Origin of the sequence: Legionella nautarum, assembly GCF_001467895.1 — a bacterium.
Lineage (GTDB): Bacteria > Pseudomonadota > Gammaproteobacteria > Legionellales > Legionellaceae > Tatlockia > Tatlockia nautarum.
In genome coordinates, this window is record NZ_LNYO01000013.1 from 1,209,267 (window position 1) to 1,226,862 (window position 17,596).

Below are 17,596 nucleotides of genomic sequence, written 5' to 3' on the forward strand. Positions count from 1 at the left end.
TTGACGTTTTAGGTACTTGGATTTTTTATCACATTGAATAAATGTTGCATATTCGCTATTGTTATGTCTTTATATTTGATAAAAAAGATTATGCTAGATTTTAAAATTATTCGTGACGAGCAAACTGATGAATTATACATAGAAACCTCTATTTGCGGTAAACCTTTACTGACTATCCCACAACTCAATAAAAGTACTGCCTTTACCCAAGAAGAACGGCATGAATTTGGATTGCTTGGTAAACTGCCTCATCGAGTTGAAACCTTGGATGAACAGGTAAAACGCAGCTATCTACAATACTCCAGTTACCGAACCCGCATGCAACAACATATTTATCTAAATAATCTCCATGATAAAAATCAGGTCTTGTTTTATAAATTACTAAGTCGCCATTTAGGGGAAATGCTGCCCATCATTTATACGCCTATTGTAGGAACAGCAGTGAAACGCTTCAGTCACGAATACCGGCAGCCACGTGGCTTATATATTGCCCACTCTGATAAGAACCGCATTGAAGAGATTATTAGTAATCGCAGCAACCCTGAGATTGATTTAATTGTAGTGACCGATGGTGAAGGCGTGTTAGGTATTGGAGACCAAGGTATTGGAGGAATGGATATACCAGTCGCTAAGCTGATGGTTTATACTCTCTGCGGCGGTATAAATCCTATCCGTACTCTTCCCGTTTTTCTTGATGTTGGTACAAACAATCAAGAGTTGTTGAATGACCCTCTATACTTGGGTTGTCAGCATCCTCGGATTGCTTCTGAACATTATGATGACTTTATCCTCAGTTTTGTGAATGCAGTACGTTCTCATTTTCCTAATGCTTTTTTACATTGGGAAGATTTTGGTCGTAGCAATGCTAGACGAATTTTAGATAAATTCCAAAATGAGTTATGCACCTTTAATGATGATATTCAGGGTACTGGGGCAGTTACTCTAGCCGCTTTGTTATCAGCCTGCGACGTCACCGGCATTAACCTTGAAGATCATCGAATCGTGGTCTTTGGCGCTGGTTCTGCGGGAACAGGAATCAGTGATCAAATTGTAGATGCAATGGTGAGGAGGGGTTTAAAAAAGGAAGAAGCTTATCAGCGCTTTTGGCTAATTGATCGACAAGGTCTTTTAGTTGATTCTGATATTGAGCTCACCGAGGCACAAAAACCCTATGCCCGAAAGGCCAAGGAGATCAGTGTATGGCCTATTCTCAATAAGCCATTTCCTAGTTTAACTGACACGGTACGTCAAATAAAACCCACTATTTTAATTGGTTGTTCAGCTCAACCTGGTGCTTTTTCCCAAGAAATCATAGAAATTATGGCCTCAACCTCGCTACGGCCTGTTATTTTCCCTCTTTCCAATCCAGATGAAAAATGTGAAGCACAACCAGCTGATATTATGGCTTGGAGTCAAGGTAAAGCACTTATAGCGACAGGAACAGCTTTCCCTGCCGTAGAATACCAAAATCGCTTAATCGAAATTGCACAATGCAACAATGCACTAGTTTTCCCGGGAGTTGGTTTAGGTATTTTAGCAGTCCAAGCTTCTCGACTATCCAAAGAAATGATTTGGGCGGCGGCTGAAGCCCTAAGTGAGTATGCGCCCAGTAAAAAAGATAGCTACCTACCGCTGCTTCCCTCACTGGATGAAGCACAAATAGTCGCTAAACATATCGCTATCCGGGTTGCAAAAATTGCGATAAAAGAAGGGTTGGCGCAAAAAAATCAAGAGGCTAATTTAGATAAGTTAATTCAGGAACTTTTTTGGGAACCACGATATTTACCGTTTAGAAAACTGAAGTAATTGTATCTATCCTGGTTGGGCCTTGGCCAACAAAACTCTGGAAACAAATAGCAAATTATTCCTTCTGACTAACTGTAGATTGATGAGCATAAACCCAAGCATCAGCTCCCGAAGCTAAGCGGATTTTAATCCGCACATAATCCTTCACTTCATAGTTGTCTGCTTTTAATAATTCCGCCTCAGTAACATCAAAAGCCATTCCTTCGACTTGATCTGAATCCTTCAAGGTGGGTACTAGAATTTGATGTATTTTCTTACCACTGACTTGAAGTACATAGGGATCCGTTATTTCCAGATCTTCCAAGACATAGCCTCGTAAGCAATCCTTCCTACCCTCTAAGCGTCTAGAAAAAGTAGCTATTTGAACTGCTTCTAACTGCAGGGTGCCATATGAAAAAAGTTTTTCCATTGCAGATACTCTGAATTGAACTGTGCTAATGCTACGTCTTGTCACATGAAATTTAAAGATTTAATCGGGAGAGAAGAAAATATTCTTTTGACTAAGGTGAGCCTTGGATTAATGGCGTAGGATAAAAACCTCCTTCCGCCTATATACCGCGGCTTATCGGTAGTATCCAGGCGCTCAGGGAAATAGTTGTTTTTTATTGCCAATCTATGCCAGTATATCATCCACATTGGCCAACCGGATTCCAACCTTGTCACGCACCGAACGCCTTCTGGATTTGCTGCAAATTTTACGTCGTAACCGCTACCCTATCAGCGGGGCGAGACTTGCTGCAGAGCTTGGTATAAGCCTTCGAACGCTCTATCGCGATATTATTACTCTTCAAGCCCAAGGTGCCCAAATTGATGGTGAACCCGGTGTAGGTTATCGCTTACGACCCTGTTTTATGCTCCCTCCTTTGATGTTTTCTGAAGAAGAAATCGAAGCGTTGGTTCTCGGCTCACGATGGGTCGCAAAAAAAACTGACTCACGCCTAGCACTTTCTTCACGCAATGCTTTGGCAAAAATTTCTGCGGTACTTCCCGAAGATTTACGTACCAAACTCGAAACAGCAGGTCTTTTAGTAGGTCCAGGGCATGAAATTCCTACTGGAGATGAAGAGCAAGTACTTATCCGAAAAGCCATTCGTTTCGAGCAGAAAATCGAAATTAGCTATATTGATCTTAAAGATAACGAAACTACGAGAATTATTTGGCCATTCGCTGTCGGTTTTTTTGACCAAGTCCGTATTTTGGCTGCTTGGTGTGAAGTGCGCAGTGAATTTCGCCATTTTCGTATTGATCGAATTAAAAAATTGACTTTAATGAATCACCGCTACCCTAAAAGACGGCAAATTTTACAGAAAGAATGGCGTGAACTACAGGGCATACCTCTGCAATAAACAATGCTGACAAAATTTGGCAGTATATTCTTTTAGGATTGAGGCTTCTCAACGATTAGCAAAAATCGGTTGGAGAAGAACAAAAAGATCCATAGCGTTTTAAAACCTATGGTAATCTTAACCTCAATTGGAGAATAAATATGCTTTATCCAAGTTATGCCATTTTGTATGTTAATAACCCTCTTGCAAGCGCTGATTTTTATAGCAATTTACTTGGGAGTCAACCCACTGAAGCGATGCCAACTTTTGCGTTGTTTGCTCTTGAAAACGGACTTAGATTTGGTCTTTGGTCCAAGCAAGATGTACAACCTAAAGCAGCGGCTATTCTAGGTGGGAGTTCTGAATTAGGAATTTTAGTTGCCAATACCCAGGCAGTTCATGAGCTTTATGAAGATTGGAAGAAAAAAGGTATCACGATTATCCAAGATCCCACTCGAATGGATTTTGGTCTAAATTTTGTCGCTGTTGATCCAGATGGGCACCGACTTCGTGTCTTTGAACATAGCTAAGAGTACTCAATCTGGTTGACGGCAGCGTCAACCAGATACCAATGTTTATTGGGGCTGATAAACATCTTGTTGGATACCACCAACTACCCAAGCTTGATTATTGAAAAATTGACGAAAATGCCAAATTTCATCAAATTGTATCGCTGGCTCTTGATTCTCTTTAATTACACCTGTAAATCGCACGCTAGCCATTGTTGAATCCGCTTGTCTGGAAACGTCGAGTAATTGGGCATTTAAGTTAATCACTTCTGTTTTATTAGGCTCTTGACCACGCTCATCCAATTGCATTTTGATTTCGGCAAAGACTTCAGGCGCTGTAAAATCATTTAAATCTTGCAAATTCTTTTGATCATAAGCCGCTTGAAGACGAATAAATTTCACTTTTGCATCTCGTAAGAATGCTTCCGAGTCAAAATCCCTTGGATAATTTGAAAAATTATTATTTGCAGATCCCGCATAAAACTGAGAGTTCTGGTTGTTAAATGAACTTTTCCCATAGTGAGCTGTTTGCGCCGACTGTAGCCCCGGTTGCATTCTTCTGCGAAAAAAATTAATGAGGAAAAAGGCTATTGAGCCTAAGATCAGCCAAGATAACAAGCCGCTACCTAATCCATTACCCATAAATAAACTTGCTAATAAGCTACCGGCTAATAAACCACCTAAAACTCCACGCCATTTGTTCGAATTAGCCCGTTGTCCTAATGATTTCATCGGTTGTGGAGTAGCTCGCGGTGAAAATAAACTACTATGAGAACGCTGCACACCAAAGCTTCTTCCGCCACCAAAACGTTTAGCAGATGCCTCATTCACTACTAATCCAAAACTGAGAAATCCGATTAGCAAATAAATAAAAAAACTACGCATTGTTATTGCCCCTTCTTTTATAAGAACCCCATTATAGCCGATTGGAACAGAACTTACCTCAGCACAGCTATAAATTTTCTGTTAAGGACTTGATGGTATTTTTTTTATTCCAAAGTCCAAAAAAAGGTCACTTCTCAATCGCCCTACTGATGATTTTCGAATTTTTCAGACTTTGTGTTAAAACTTGGCTAGCTATAAGCTGAAACGGCCAATATAAAACGATATTTGATTCAGCAATAGTCATCCTTACTCCAAAATCCTCATTTGATATACTATAGTGTTGCGACTCATTAATTAATCAAAGGATTTAATTTCTATGCACCGATTAGACATCGAAAAATTAAGAACAGATACTCCTGGTTGCACGCAAGTATTACATTTTAACAATGCAGGTGCATCTTTATCTCCTGTAGCTGTTATTTCTTCAATTAAAGAACATCTCGACTTGGAAGCTGCTATGGGGGGTTATGAAGCAGCCCAATTTAATCTTGAAAAGTCAGAAAAACTCTATCATAACGCAGCACGTTTAATAAATTGTCTTCCAGAGGAAATTGCCTTTGTTGAAAATGCAACTCGAGCTTGGGAAATGGCTTTTTATAGTTTCAAATTTAAAAAAGGAGATCGCGTTGTTACTGCGCTAAGCGAATATGCAAGTAATTATTTAGCTTTTTTACATAAAGCCAAGCAACTTGGGATTGAAATTGTCGTTATTTCTAATGATGAATATGGGCAACTTGATTTAGATGATTTAAATAGAAAACTGGATGAAAAGGTTAAATTAATTGCTTTCACTCATGTCCCTACACAGGGTGGACTTGTTAACCCTATAATCGAAGCAGGAAAAATTGCTAAAAAACATAATATTCCCTATCTAGTAGACACAACCCAATCTCTCGGACAAATGCCCATTGATGTTCAGGAAATTGGTTGCGATTTTTTATGTGCTACCGGCCGTAAATATTTACGAGGTCCGCGAGGCACAGGCTTTTTATTTGCACGCAGAGCAATCATCCAAAATTACGAACCGCCATTCATCGATCTTCATGCAGCTCAATGGATATCGGACAATGAATATCAACTGCGTAATGATGCTCGCCGCTTTGAAACCTGGGAACAAAATATTGCCGCCAAAATTGGTTTAGCAACAGCTATCGATTATGCCTTAGCACTTGGAGTTGATGCCACTTGGCAAAGAATTCAAGTTTTGGCTCGTCTGTTAAGAGAAAATTTAAGAAATATTAATGGAGTAAACCTTCAAGATCTTGGAAAAAATAAATGTGGGATTGTTACATTCAACTGTGAAAATATAGAACCCTATTTAATTCAAGAAAAGCTTAGAAAACATAAAATTAATGTTTCAATTTCCTTGCAAGAATATGCGCGATTAGATTTGAAAAAAAGAAATATAAATTCATTGGTAAGAGCATCCATTCATTACTATAATACTGAGAAGGAAATTGAAAAGTTTTGTGAGACTTTAGAGTTTATTTTGCATCAATAGTTGATGGTATAACTCTCAGGATCTGAGTCCAACCTCTAGCATAGATCCTGCTTTTGAATCGAAATGGATGGGGATTCTTAACATGAAACGACTAATCATATTAGTAATAATATCCTTACTATCTGTTATTGCAAAAGCAGAAACAAATGAATCGGATCCGACCTATTATGGGACAGGACTCTGCAAATACCCTCAATACAATTGCATTAATATAAAAGATGGTCAAAGTTGGAAGAAATTATTTCCTGATGAAACTCAGCGTGATCTTGTGCAACGATTAAATCGTACCTACAACCCTTTACATTCAGGTCAAGTCATTGCAGTACCGCAAAATTTAAATAGCATTAATCTATTTGATATTTCTCCTTTTCCAGTAAAAATTGCCCCCTCTTCTGACAATCAAATTATTGTCGATCAAGAAAAATTGGCTTGGGCAGCTTATGATGAACAAGGACAACTGATTAAGTGGGGTCCGATTTCTTCAGGTAGTGATAAATGTTCAGATAGTAGTAATTCTTGTCGAACTTTAACTGGTATTTTTAGAGTATTTAGCAAAGAAAATGAAAACTGCGTCTCTAATGCATTCCCAGCTGGTAAAGGAGGCGCTAGCATGCCCTATTGCATGTTCTTCCATAAAGGTTTTGCGTTACACGGCTCAGAAGATATACCCGGTTATCGTGCTAGTCATGGCTGTATACGCATGTTTACTGATGATGCAAAATGGTTAAATCATAGTTTTGTTAAGAAAGCCGACAAAAACAATAATTGGGCAGGAACTCTAGTTATTGTTCGTCCACTTTATTCAACAAGCTTATTCAATAAAGGTATTAACCAACTTCCTACTAGTCCTCGTAAGCACAACAAAAAACATAGAGACTGATATCAAGTGTAACAAAAATTTTAGTGTGCATAACTGGATTAGTTAATACATGATTTTTAGAGGCCATTTCTTCTTCAAAATCTAAATTGTCTAATTTTTGCCTGAAATAACCAGTAAAATTGTCATATTTATGTAAAATAATCATTAATATAGCTAAATATTTTAAATTTCTAACATATTCAGAGTTAAATGGTGTACAATAGAGAAGTAGTTCTTATGTAATTTTTGGTTTTAAAGACTAGAAAGATTATATATTGATGCTACAATGAAGATTCAAATTATTAGGAATAGGTAACTATGGCAGCAGAGAAAATACGCGGTAAAGTAAAATGGTTTAACGAAAGCAAAGGCTTTGGTTTTATTGAAAGTAACGGCAAAGATTATTTTGTTCACTTCAGTGCTATTCAAGGTAGCGGTTTTAAGACCCTTTCTGAAGGTGCAACCGTACTATTTAAAGCAGGACAAGGACAAAAAGGTCCTCAAGCGGAAGAAGTAGAAGTCGCTTAAACTAAATCCACTCAAATCTTTAATCGGGTTGTCGTACAAGTACTATCGCTAACCACGCGAGGGTACTTGACAACCTGATTTCCTTTCATCAACAACTCTTCATTTCTATTCAATCTCAATACAATTGACACATCTGCTTTATTCTCGACCATTACTTAACCATAGCTTGATAAAGTGAAAGCCTAAACGAAAATGAGCAATTACATGACCATCATATCTCCCTCTCAATGCATTATGCTAAGTAGAGGTATCTCACTCAGCTCAACTAGTCGTTGTCACACCTAAAGCAGGTAGAGAGATGCGATTATTATGATAGCCATAATTCAGTTGGATAAAAGCTTTACCCGCCACTTGAGCCAAATAAACGATAGTTATCGTACAACTAAAACCTGGAGATAATGAAAAACCATTACAATTATCTTGAATAAGAAACGAGTCATTACTTTTAATGACTGCCGTATCAATTGTTGCAGAAATGGGAAGCCTGTTGGACAAAGTATATATTACAGCCGTAGTACCTCCGACCGATACTGGAGGAAACCCTGTTATGGGCACAACTGACCAAGCAACTGGATCAATACCTGCTATACACCCTTGGGTAAAAAAAAATGACAAGACCCAGATCAGGCATATTCGAACAATACTCATAATTTCTCCAATCCATAAATCCTTCTCACTACCTTAAGAAAAGCACCTTCATCAACATCCCTCTGGTAAACCGCAGGACGTAGAGATAAGTTGCAATGCCTTAATTTAATGGCAGTAATCCTTCCACCACTCTTAACAGTGAGTGCGCTGACAACTAAATTTAACGGTCACCGATTAAATAATTCACACTTAACAAAGCCGCATTTGATCTATAGCTACCTAAATTTAATACCCGCCCTGCCCAACTACTACCTGTTCCACTACCAGATGACACACTACCTAAATCTTGATATTCATAACCTAAAGACACAATAAAACGGCTGCTGAGCTGTAAATCCACTCCTGCTCCCACATTGTATGCAAATTGAGTAGTTAGATTATACGTGAATGCAGGGCTAATCCTTGGCGTCACTCCTTGCAAAGCAACTTCTTTATAACTACGCGCTTTATTAAAGCCGGCCCCTACAGAACCACTTAGGTAAGGAGTAAATGCTCGATATTGAAAAAAATTCAGCTTTGCAGTGGCTAATGCAACATCTGAGTAAATTTGCCAATTATAGCCGTAGTTTGCAAATTCAGGCATTGAATATTGAAGAATGCTTTTACCAACATTTCGAGCAAAGACTCGCTGATAGCGCAGACCGACTCCTAAAGCGGGAAACAAGCGATTATTAAATTCCCAACGATATCCTCCTGAAGCTCCTGCTAAAGCTTGACTATAGACTCCTGAAAGATAACTATCTTTGTCATAGGGAGATTGGGCACCGGAACCGTTATTCACTGTTATTTTATGGGTTATATCATTTCGCTGCACACCGCCGAAGGCACCGATATACCAATTTTCATTGATTAAGCCAAAATATTCTATCGTTTCTTTTTCTAAGGGTTCTTTTTCTGGCCGTATGATTGTTCTAACTGCTACTGGTTGAGCTTTTTGCTTTTGCCTACCGCGGAAAAAAAGAATACTTGATGTTTGAGGGATTTTTCTTTGGACAAATCTGGATCTTGTTTGAGCCACTACTTCTCTAACTTGCCCCATAGAACGTAAAGGGCCTATCATTACCACGTAGTTTCCCCCTTTTCGCTCGAGTTTAATAGGGTAACTAATTTTTTGCTGCATTTTTTCTTGATAATGATAGGCATTTAATTTACCAGAAAAATTTCCCATTTGAATAAAAAAAGCACCATTGGATTTACCATGATAATGCTCAATACTATCTAACCCATAGAAAGTCACCGCATGGGAAAAAACTTGGGTCGCAAATAAAGAAAATAAAATAAAGATACCGGACTTAAGGGAAAGCCGCTTCATTAATCATCCCTAATTAGAGAAAACTCAGAAAATAAAGTACCTTATCAAAGGATTAAACACAATGGGGATAACCAATATTTAATATTTCGTTGAAAAAAATTAATTATTAGTGCTCTGAAAATTAACAGTCACTGTCTTCGAAGTTCCCTTCTTAGGCTCCCAGGGTTGTGCATATTTTAAATAAATATTAGTACTTGCTGGAAAGCTTGCATCGGGCATTAACTCAAAAATAAATTGCATCTGCCCACCTGCACCCATTAATTTCGATTGCGGAGGAATATATTTGCTTGACATAAGATGTAATAAAGATTTGTCATAACCAGTAACTATCCATCGATACCCCGTCGTGGGATTAGAGGCTAAGCTAATTAGAAAATTAGATTGGGTTGTAGTCACATTAATAGTCATATTATCCGCAGTAGCTGCCTGTGAAATTTCCATTAAAACTAACAATAAACCCGCGAAGAACATTCGCATAGCCAGATCCTTTGCTGTTTCATTTTTTTAAGTATATAACAAGAATCAGTTTAACTCAGTGCAAATTAAGTTCACACCACCCCTGAAATCCTTTATTCTGGCTTTAGCTAAGTCATGATATTAATTAACAAGGATATTCTATGAAGGCAATTGGATGTATCAAAGCAAAATCAAATAATGAAATTAATCCACTCGTCGACTTGGAAGTCCCCAGGCCTAAACCGACGGGACATGATTTATTAGTGGAGATAAAAGCGATTGCAGTAAATCCAATTGATTTTAAGACACGCAAACGCGTCCAACTAAAAGAAGGAGAACTTCGTATACTAGGCTGGGATGCATCAGGCGTGGTTAAAGAAGTAGGCGAATATGTCTCTCTTTTCAAGTCCGGTGATGAGGTTTGGTTTGCAGGGGATATTACTCGCCCAGGCTGTTATAGCGAATTTAGTTTGGTGGATGAACGCATAGCTGGCTTGAAACCGAAAACATTGTCGTTTGAACAAGCTGCGGCTCTGCCGTTGACTTCGGTTACCGCTTGGGAACTTTTATTTGATCGCCTGAATATAACCGCTAATCAAAAAGGTAGTCTGTTGATTATAGGGGCCGCAGGAGGCGTAGGCTCTATTTTGGTTCAACTCGCCAAGAGACTAACCGAATTAACTATTATAGGTACTGCTGGAAGCGAAGAATCACTAAAATGGATCAAAAATAATGGCGCAGACCATGTCATCGACCACAACAAGCCCATGTTGCACCAATTAGAAAAACAAAATATTGGGGAAGTCGATTATGTTATTGGCCTAACCCACAGCGGTGAGCATGTCGAAGAGATAGTCAATTGCTTAAAGCCACAGGCAAAATTTGCTTTGATTGATGATCCGGAGCAGCTTGATTTTAGAATCTTTAAATCAAAAAGCATCTCTATTCACTGGGAAATGATGTTTACCCGCTCGATGTATAAAACTCATGATATGAGTACTCAACATCGAATATTAACCCAGGTAGCAGAATTGGTGGATAAAGAGCTCATTCAAACTACACTCAATAATAATTTTGGTTTAATTAATTCAGCCAATTTAAACAGAGCGCATGAGCTTCTTATTTCAGGTAAATCAAGAGGAAAAATAGTTCTTTCTGGTTTTTAAACTTTGCCTATCTTGAATAAATGCCCTTTCAAGATAGGCGCTTTACTCTATAAAAGGAAACTGAAAATGCGGAAATTCTTTAGATTGTTTTCACTCATTCTCTCGTTATTCAGTATTTTCAATGCCTATGCCGCCTTCGACATTAATTCGCTTATTGAGGTCACAGAAAAGAATAATCCGCAATGTGTTGAGTATTATACCTATAAGAACAAGCCTTACTGCAGTACTAAAGCCTTTGAATCTTCAGGCATCAATCCCAAAATAAAAACCTATGAAACCCAAACAATTGTATTCGATAATCGCCCTTGGCTGGCTGTTTGGGGAGAGAAAAATCCGACAATAACGACAGTTGAGTACGTTCCTGCTGGCGATAATATTAATCAATGGAACGAATTGGTAACAAGTCAATTTATCCCAGGATTACAAGAAAAAATCACAGTGAAGCAGTATGTAGACGCAATGGTTTTACAATTAAAAAAAACAGGAATGCACCCAATTGTTAATATCATTAAAGAAAGTCCGCAACAAATTATTTTCGAATTTATTATTCCTACACCAAGCCACCTAAAACAAGATGAATTGCAAATCGTAAGAAAAGCTAATAATGGATTTTATATTGTGCATTATGTGATTAAAAGTTCAGATATGGGCAAGGAAAATCGCCAGAAATGGATAAGGAATTTACAAAACAGTCATATCAATTAAGCGAAACAGTAAACGGCTGGTATTACCACTACGCTGAGGACAATATGTTGGACCAAGACTAATCTTGTATCTTTTGTAATCAGCGAACCTTGTACCCTTGCTTTCACAGGATGGAAAAAAGTAGCTATTTCTCCTATATTTAAGTAGCCAAGTAGGAGAAAATGGAATGACAACCTACAAATTTAAGCTCGTGCTAATTTCATCGCTGATTTTCTGCAGCCTTAGCTATGCCGCTTCTCAATCGAGTTGTCCCAAAGTCATTAAACCCCTTCTCGATTGGGCTATTCCCCCTCAATACACAGCAGCTATTCCTACAGGGCAAGCCTTTCAGGGTAATAATTTAACTTTTTCAGTGATCGCAAAACCTCGTAATACAAGTAACATTGTTTCCATTAATCCTCAAACAGGTGAAGTTCATATTAATGCAAAATTTGGCGACCAGTTTGATATAACTGTGTTAGCCAAAAATCCCTGTGGTCAGATTGCTGCATCCTTTAATGTGATTATCGATGAAGGAAACTCAGATCTCATCGATTAAGTACAATTTCCTATATTGAACCCACCAACAAATGGATTGGCCACCGCAAGCGATAATGCTGTTTAGGATCTCCCCAAATCGCTTCAAGCTCTTTGAATATCAGATTAATTGGATTGGACTTATTGCGTTGCTGATACTCCTTTACCGCTGACCAGGTATTCAAATAACCAATAAATTGAGCAAAATCTAATTTCTTTTCAATAGCAAAAGATGGTGTGTTTAGTTTGGTAAACGGAAATGGGATAGTTCGATATTCTTCATCAATATAATGACGCTCAGCAGGCCAATATTCATCACCTAAAATATCGGTATATAGTTTAGTGATAAGGTCATCCAAAATGGTGTCAAATTTACCAAGGGAATAACACCAGGCAGCAATGATTCCAGTTGGTTTAGCGACTCTTCTCACCTCTTGATAAAACAAATCAAAATTAAACCAATGTAAGGCTTGTGCAATTGTAATCAAATCAATTGAATGAGTTAAAATCGGAGTATTTTCGGCAGTACAACAAATATAGCGAATTTTTTCATTTTTAGGAGCCAGATCAAGCTGCGCCTGATTAATATCGGTAGCGGTTATTTGCTTAAAATAATGAGCCAAAGCCAGTGCCGCCTGGCCATTACCTGTTCCACAATCCCAAGCATTTTGATATTCATGCACTAAACTGGAAAGATAATCATACAAAATACTAGGATAGTTGGGGCGAAAAAGTAGGTAATTCTCAGAGTGCTGACCAAAATGTTTGATGTAGTCCTTCACAAAAATTTCTCCTAATCTAGCAACTGTCTTTCAGCTAAAATGGAATCCCTAGGTGTTAGTCGAACCTGGACCTTTGCTTTCACGGAGAGCCTGTTTAATATTAAACCATACTCAGTCTACTCTTCTCAGGTTTACCTAGTTTATAAGCATTGTATTCTTCTTGCAAAGCTGTTTTTAGAACGGTTGTAGGGGCATGCAACCCGAACCGTCCCATTATTTGAATTGTTTGTTTCATACTAAATATTTTTGCTTTGGAAGCTCTAACCTCCCTCTGCTCTTTATCATGAGACTCATCTGCGCTATAACTAAGCATTTCGCGTTTTTCATGATTTTTTCGATTATCTTCAGGTAAAAATTCTTTGCCTTTTAAAGTACAGCGTTTTGCCTTGTAATACTCTCTAATTTCTTTGTAAGTGAAGCTTGTAGTGACTTGATTAGCATAAAGATCCATCTCTTCATTTCTTGGCAAATTTGGAGAATGGCAAGCAGGCGTCGTTACATCATTCCAACCCACAACAATTTTCACCGCGTCATAGACCTTCAACGCATAAAATATTGTCAAGGGAATCAGTGCTGCAGTGAACATAACGGCAGCTACAGCAGTGGAAAGCATTGGCAGTACAAAAATACTTGCCAATACAAAAAGAACTGTGAGCGCTGTTGCCCATTTATTATTTAATACAAAGCGAATCGCGGGTAAAATAAAAACCCGATAAGGCAGATAGCCCAAATAATAGCTTAATCCCCGCAGTAAAGTATAACTCCAAAAATCTCGACTTCTCCTTTCTTCATTATCTTCTTCAGCATCACCAACCACAACCTGCGTTTCCGCAAAACCCGTGTACATGAGCGCATGCTCAGTCAATAAGTTAGGGCCTTTTTTTGATGCAGGAGGATTAACCAGAAGAATATGCCAATTTTTTTTCCATTTGCCGTGCTTAGAAACGGGATCGTCACTGTTATTTTGCACATAAGTGGGGGGAGCTACCCCTTCCTCAACAAATTGCTCCCAATGATCATAGGGAAAATTATAAAACCAAGGTTCATACTCCCCCGGGGAATTCACTGCATCAACGCGTGATAGCATAGATCCAAGCTCAGTACCCAAAAACAAGGATAAAGAGCCTCCTAAACTAGTACCGCAAACATGAGTTTTTTTGCCTTGTTGATATTGTTGGGTGATCCACGTGATAATTTTTTTTCGTCCATGCTGGTATAGAAAATTACCTGGAGTGCCAGGTTCTAAATCAGTATCGACTTGAGCACTAAATCCCTGCCCGGCAGGATAGGTTGTGCCCATGAAAATAAGATGAGGTTCAGCCTCATTATCAATAAGTGGTGTCAAACCATATGCAAAAACGCGGTCATATTCATCAATAAATAATTTGCTAAATCCTTTAGTGGGAGTTAATTCAATTGGAGTTACTTTATATTCTACTTTCCTCCATTGACCGTCGATTAACTGCGGGATCATAAAGGATTCATAGGGATTAGGATCAGAAAAAGGTAAAAGTGATAGGCAATTAGAAATAAATAATTGCGCTTGATTTAACTGTTGCTCATTGAGTTCACTATCTTTTAATTGCTCAAAAATAGAATCAAATCCCTGCTGAAAAGCAAGTCGCATACCGCGGGTTAAGTCATGATCACGTTTAACGAAAATTGCCTTTAATATCCGCTTAGAGGCAAGGTCTTTCCAATTCTCGTGCCATCCCATCATTAATATGCGTAGGGCATTCCGTGCGATAATGACGGAATCCTCTTCATAATTTCCAAGGGTTTGTTCAAACTCTGGAGAATCAAAAAAATTCAAATTTAAGCCAGTTGCAAAAATATCGCCTTTTTTCATCTATCACTATCCTTTACGTTACTTGGCAAAAAAGCATCGACTTGCGCATTCCACGTAGCCTGTTGTTATCTCACAGATGAAGTGTTTTGGTAAATCAGCATTATCCACCAAAATATATCCCGTTGAATATGCTGTTTATTGCGCAGCTATTCTACGTGATTTATAGAGAAAAAAAACCAAAATTGTTTAAAATTAAAACCAAATGCTAGGCAATTATAGAAAAACCGAGTAAAACGCCATGCTGAATTGGCAAACTAGACATAAAGCCGGTATCAGTAAAAGGATTAATGCGAAGTTTTGGACTACCACCAAAAACACCCTGATACAGCAAATTTAAATTGGTAATTTCCGTCAGTGGATAACCTAAGCCCGCTTGAACTTCACCAGCAATTTCGGATTTATTGCTTATTCTATAACTGTCAATTTGCCAATTACGATAAGTAATCCCCCCTTTAAGCTGCGTGAAGAGTAAACTTTCATTCAAAGGATTCGCATTAGCCGTTATCAATAAATCTAACATTGGCCTCATAGTAGTCCGAACTGCACAACCTAAGGTTGCCAAAGGATTTTGCGGAATAGCAAAATGCATACGATTACCTGTTTGCACCCCCATTTCCAGCCCAAAATTAGCTTGGCTAGCAGTTAGTAACTCAGCAGCAAATGCCAAGCGACCTATAGCTGTTTGGCCTTCTGTGCGATACATATGCTGATAATTACTATACCCGAGGCTTGCAATAATAGACCAACGGTTACCTAAATTTTCAGGCGTCGAGAGCGTCGATAGTAAATAAGAGTTAGCAAACACATTAAAGGATAAGAAACATCCTATCGCGATTAAGCGCATTATTCTTATCATGCTTATTCCTTCCCTTAATTGCTCAAATTAAAATCATGCACGAGACAAACTCCAATTTATACGGTATTTAACAAAAATTTTCTACTAGCTCTGGCTATCATTGATAGAAAAATTTTTTGTTAGGGCTGATTTTTGGCTTTTATAGCAAGCTTGGGCCAAAAGCAACTACGATATCTTTGGCCTCCTGCAAAACTATCTTGATCTTAAACGCTAGAAAAGCGATGATTTTCATTTTCGATTGGAATGGAGACAGTGTGGAATACGAATCAATGGAGTATGACGTCGTCATTGTCGGTGCAGGACCTGCTGGCTTATCTGCGGCTATCAAACTTAAACAGCTAGCCGCCAAAGCGAACAAGGAAATAACCGTTTGTATTCTTGAAAAAGGCGCGCAAGTAGGTGCTCATATTCTTTCTGGAGCGGTTCTTGAACCAAGAAGTTTAAAAGAATTACTCCCTGATAATTGGCAGGATGCTCCTTTAGATACAGCGGTCACTGAGGATTCTTTTTATTTTCTTACCGATGGGCGCGCCTATCATCTACCCACACCACGCCAAATGCGCAATCACGGTAATTACATTATCAGTTTAGGAGGGCTTTGTCGCTTTCTTGCCACCGAAGCTGAGAAACTAGGTTGTGAAATTTATCCAGGCTTTGCTGCAACAGAAGTGCTTTACAACGAAAAAAATCAAGTAAAAGGTGTTACTACCGGCAGTGTTGGCATTGATAAAAACGGTAATAAATCACCAAATTATCAACCAGGTATGCATTTACTCGCGAAACAAACCCTGTTCGCCGAAGGCTGCCGCGGCCAACTTAGCCAAACGCTAATGCAACATTTCCACCTACGGGATAAAGTCCAACCGCAGACTTACGGCATCGGGATTAAAGAAGTATGGCAAGTTCCAGAGGAAAAGCATCAACCTGGAAAAGTCATTCATACTGTGGGTTGGCCAATGGATAAACAAACCTACGGCGGTTCATTTATTTATCATTTATCTAACAGCCGAGTCGCGATCGGTTTTGTAGTTGGTTTGGATTACAAAAATCCCTGGTTAAATCCTTTTGCTGAATTACAACGTTTTAAAACTCATCCGCTGGTAAAAGACTTACTCACAGGTGGGGAACGAATTAGCTACGGTGCACGCGCACTTAATGAGGGCGGTTGGCAGTCTATACCTAAACTCTGTTTCCCAGGCGGTGTTTTAATCGGTGACTGCGCAGGTTTTCTCAATGTACCGAAAATCAAAGGTATCCACACTTCCATGCAGTCAGGTATGCTTGCTGCTGAAGCTTGCTTCGAATCTCTAACTCAGGAACAAGAATCAGGAGTCGAACTCAAACAATATCCTGAGAAAATAAAAAAATCTTGGCTAGTTAATGAATTATATCGAGTAAGAAATATTCGCCCGGGATTTCGATATGGCTTATGGTTTGGTCTAATCAATGCTGCGTTTGAAACTTATATTAGCTTTGGACGTTCGCCTTGGACTCTAAAAAACCATGACGATTACAGCAGTCTAACCCCTGCAGATAAAGCAAAAAAAATAGATTACCCTAAACCAGATGGGATTCTCAGTTTTGATAAGCTTTCTTCCGTTTATTTATCAAACACCTACCACGAGGAAAATCAGCCCTGCCATTTAAAACTTCGTAATCCTATTCTTGCAATAAGAGTGAACTACCAGCAGTATGCTTCGCCAGAAACACGCTACTGCCCTGCTGCGGTTTATGAAATTGTTGAAGAAGAAAAAGGCCCCAGGCTCCAAATAAATGCCCAAAACTGCATCCACTGTAAAACCTGCGATATTAAAGACCCCCGTCAAAATATCATCTGGCAAGCCCCTGAAGGCGGCGGTGGCCCTAATTACGTTGATATGTAGCAGAGTTGTT

General features: G+C 38.7%; 18 protein-coding genes. 10 read left to right on the forward strand and 8 right to left on the reverse strand.

All coding sequences use genetic code 11. The features are described from left to right. Window positions 1–90: 90 nt before the first annotated feature. Window positions 91–1,806 carry an NAD-dependent malic enzyme gene (locus Lnau_RS08785; protein WP_058504868.1) on the forward strand — a complete coding sequence of 572 codons (1,716 nt, stop codon included), beginning with the start codon at window positions 91–93 and terminating at the stop codon, window positions 1,804–1,806. A gap of 55 nt (window positions 1,807–1,861) precedes the next feature. Here the strand turns inward: Lnau_RS08785 and Lnau_RS08790 are convergent, their stop codons facing one another. Continuing rightward, window positions 1,862–2,215, reverse strand: a complete 354-nt coding sequence (locus tag Lnau_RS08790) for a gamma-glutamylcyclotransferase family protein (protein ID WP_058504735.1) — start codon at window positions 2,213–2,215, stop codon at window positions 1,862–1,864. A 247-nt stretch (window positions 2,216–2,462) separates the two neighbouring features. On the opposite strand from Lnau_RS08790, the gene Lnau_RS08795 reads away from it, so the two are divergent. Then, window positions 2,463–3,152, forward strand: a complete 690-nt coding sequence (locus tag Lnau_RS08795) for a helix-turn-helix transcriptional regulator (protein ID WP_058504736.1) — start codon at window positions 2,463–2,465, stop codon at window positions 3,150–3,152. Between the two features lie 140 nt (window positions 3,153–3,292). Continuing rightward, complete coding sequence (locus Lnau_RS08800; RefSeq protein WP_058504737.1) at window positions 3,293–3,661, forward strand: VOC family protein; 369 nt, start codon at window positions 3,293–3,295, stop codon at window positions 3,659–3,661. A gap of 45 nt (window positions 3,662–3,706) precedes the next feature. Here Lnau_RS08800 and Lnau_RS08805 read toward each other — a convergent pair whose 3' ends face one another. Then, window positions 3,707–4,525 carry a Tim44 domain-containing protein gene (locus tag Lnau_RS08805; protein ID WP_058504738.1) on the reverse strand — a complete coding sequence of 273 codons (819 nt, stop codon included), beginning with the start codon at window positions 4,523–4,525 and terminating at the stop codon, window positions 3,707–3,709. Between the two features lie 316 nt (window positions 4,526–4,841). Here Lnau_RS08805 and Lnau_RS08810 point away from each other — a divergent pair, with 316 nt between their 5' ends. From Lnau_RS08810 to Lnau_RS08820, 3 genes are all read left to right on the forward strand, one after another. Then, window positions 4,842–6,026 carry an aminotransferase class V-fold PLP-dependent enzyme gene (locus Lnau_RS08810; protein WP_058504739.1) on the forward strand — a complete coding sequence of 395 codons (1,185 nt, stop codon included), beginning with the start codon at window positions 4,842–4,844 and terminating at the stop codon, window positions 6,024–6,026. A gap of 82 nt (window positions 6,027–6,108) precedes the next feature. Continuing rightward, the gene (locus Lnau_RS08815) at window positions 6,109–6,906 is read left to right on the forward strand and encodes a L,D-transpeptidase (protein ID WP_065240267.1); all 798 of its coding nucleotides are present in this window, start codon (window positions 6,109–6,111) and stop codon (window positions 6,904–6,906) included. Between the two features lie 297 nt (window positions 6,907–7,203). Further along, window positions 7,204–7,413, forward strand: a complete 210-nt coding sequence (locus Lnau_RS08820; RefSeq protein WP_058504740.1) for a cold-shock protein — start codon at window positions 7,204–7,206, stop codon at window positions 7,411–7,413. Window positions 7,414–7,674: 261 nt separating this feature from the next. Here Lnau_RS08820 and Lnau_RS08825 read toward each other — a convergent pair whose 3' ends face one another. The 3 genes from Lnau_RS08825 to Lnau_RS08835 all read right to left on the reverse strand — a co-directional run bounded on the left by Lnau_RS08825 (window position 7,675) and on the right by Lnau_RS08835 (window position 9,850). Beyond that, entirely contained in the window at window positions 7,675–8,061 is a 387-nt protein-coding gene (locus tag Lnau_RS08825) for a hypothetical protein (RefSeq protein ID WP_058504741.1), read from the reverse strand. 160 nt (window positions 8,062–8,221) lie between these two features. Then, complete coding sequence (locus Lnau_RS08830; RefSeq protein ID WP_058504742.1) at window positions 8,222–9,373, reverse strand: SPOR domain-containing protein; 1,152 nt, start codon at window positions 9,371–9,373, stop codon at window positions 8,222–8,224. A 99-nt stretch (window positions 9,374–9,472) separates the two neighbouring features. Further along, entirely contained in the window at window positions 9,473–9,850 is a 378-nt protein-coding gene (locus tag Lnau_RS08835; RefSeq protein WP_058504743.1) for a protease inhibitor I42 family protein, read from the reverse strand. 140 nt (window positions 9,851–9,990) lie between these two features. On the opposite strand from Lnau_RS08835, the gene Lnau_RS08840 reads away from it, so the two are divergent. The 3 genes from Lnau_RS08840 to Lnau_RS08850 all read left to right on the forward strand — a co-directional run bounded on the left by Lnau_RS08840 (window position 9,991) and on the right by Lnau_RS08850 (window position 12,238). Further along, window positions 9,991–10,995 (forward strand): zinc-binding alcohol dehydrogenase family protein, encoded by a 1,005-nt coding sequence (locus Lnau_RS08840; RefSeq protein WP_058504744.1) that lies wholly within the window; start codon window positions 9,991–9,993, stop codon window positions 10,993–10,995. Window positions 10,996–11,061: 66 nt separating this feature from the next. Beyond that, window positions 11,062–11,700, forward strand: coding sequence for a hypothetical protein (locus Lnau_RS08845; RefSeq protein WP_058504745.1), 639 nt, complete (start codon window positions 11,062–11,064; stop codon window positions 11,698–11,700). A gap of 166 nt (window positions 11,701–11,866) precedes the next feature. Next, window positions 11,867–12,238, forward strand: coding sequence for an immunoglobulin domain-containing protein (locus tag Lnau_RS08850; protein WP_058504746.1), 372 nt, complete (start codon window positions 11,867–11,869; stop codon window positions 12,236–12,238). 10 nt (window positions 12,239–12,248) lie between these two features. On the opposite strand, the gene Lnau_RS08855 is transcribed toward Lnau_RS08850, so the two are convergent. From Lnau_RS08855 to Lnau_RS08865, 3 genes are all read right to left on the reverse strand, one after another. Further along, window positions 12,249–12,998, reverse strand: coding sequence for a class I SAM-dependent methyltransferase (locus Lnau_RS08855; protein WP_058504747.1), 750 nt, complete (start codon window positions 12,996–12,998; stop codon window positions 12,249–12,251). 100 nt (window positions 12,999–13,098) lie between these two features. Continuing rightward, window positions 13,099–14,847 carry a hypothetical protein gene (locus Lnau_RS08860; protein ID WP_058504748.1) on the reverse strand — a complete coding sequence of 583 codons (1,749 nt, stop codon included), beginning with the start codon at window positions 14,845–14,847 and terminating at the stop codon, window positions 13,099–13,101. 205 nt (window positions 14,848–15,052) lie between these two features. Then, entirely contained in the window at window positions 15,053–15,703 is a 651-nt protein-coding gene (locus Lnau_RS08865; RefSeq protein WP_083503795.1) for a hypothetical protein, read from the reverse strand. A 254-nt stretch (window positions 15,704–15,957) separates the two neighbouring features. Here Lnau_RS08865 and Lnau_RS08870 point away from each other — a divergent pair, with 254 nt between their 5' ends. Then, window positions 15,958–17,586, forward strand: coding sequence for an electron transfer flavoprotein-ubiquinone oxidoreductase (locus Lnau_RS08870; protein ID WP_058504870.1), 1,629 nt, complete (start codon window positions 15,958–15,960; stop codon window positions 17,584–17,586). Window positions 17,587–17,596: the final 10 nt, after the last annotated feature.

Bases quoted from the DNA above. Each gene is read 5' to 3' on its own strand.
- Lnau_RS08785 (WP_058504868.1), top strand. From the start codon at position 91: ATGCTAGATTTTAAAATTATTCGTGACGAGCAAACTGATGAATTATAC.
- Lnau_RS08790 (WP_058504735.1), bottom strand. From the start codon at position 2,215: ATGGAAAAACTTTTTTCATATGGCACCCTGCAGTTAGAAGCAGTTCAA.
- Lnau_RS08800 (WP_058504737.1), top strand. From the start codon at position 3,293: ATGCTTTATCCAAGTTATGCCATTTTGTATGTTAATAACCCTCTTGCA.
- Lnau_RS08805 (WP_058504738.1), bottom strand. From the start codon at position 4,525: ATGCGTAGTTTTTTTATTTATTTGCTAATCGGATTTCTCAGTTTTGGA.
- Lnau_RS08810 (WP_058504739.1), top strand. From the start codon at position 4,842: ATGCACCGATTAGACATCGAAAAATTAAGAACAGATACTCCTGGTTGC.
- Lnau_RS08815 (WP_065240267.1), top strand. From the start codon at position 6,109: ATGAAACGACTAATCATATTAGTAATAATATCCTTACTATCTGTTATT.
- Lnau_RS08820 (WP_058504740.1), top strand. From the start codon at position 7,204: ATGGCAGCAGAGAAAATACGCGGTAAAGTAAAATGGTTTAACGAAAGC.
- Lnau_RS08825 (WP_058504741.1), bottom strand. From the start codon at position 8,061: ATGAGTATTGTTCGAATATGCCTGATCTGGGTCTTGTCATTTTTTTTT.
- Lnau_RS08830 (WP_058504742.1), bottom strand. From the start codon at position 9,373: ATGAAGCGGCTTTCCCTTAAGTCCGGTATCTTTATTTTATTTTCTTTA.
- Lnau_RS08835 (WP_058504743.1), bottom strand. From the start codon at position 9,850: ATGCGAATGTTCTTCGCGGGTTTATTGTTAGTTTTAATGGAAATTTCA.
- Lnau_RS08840 (WP_058504744.1), top strand. From the start codon at position 9,991: ATGAAGGCAATTGGATGTATCAAAGCAAAATCAAATAATGAAATTAAT.
- Lnau_RS08845 (WP_058504745.1), top strand. From the start codon at position 11,062: ATGCGGAAATTCTTTAGATTGTTTTCACTCATTCTCTCGTTATTCAGT.
- Lnau_RS08850 (WP_058504746.1), top strand. From the start codon at position 11,867: ATGACAACCTACAAATTTAAGCTCGTGCTAATTTCATCGCTGATTTTC.
- Lnau_RS08860 (WP_058504748.1), bottom strand. From the start codon at position 14,847: ATGAAAAAAGGCGATATTTTTGCAACTGGCTTAAATTTGAATTTTTTT.
- Lnau_RS08865 (WP_083503795.1), bottom strand. From the start codon at position 15,703: ATGATAAGAATAATGCGCTTAATCGCGATAGGATGTTTCTTATCCTTT.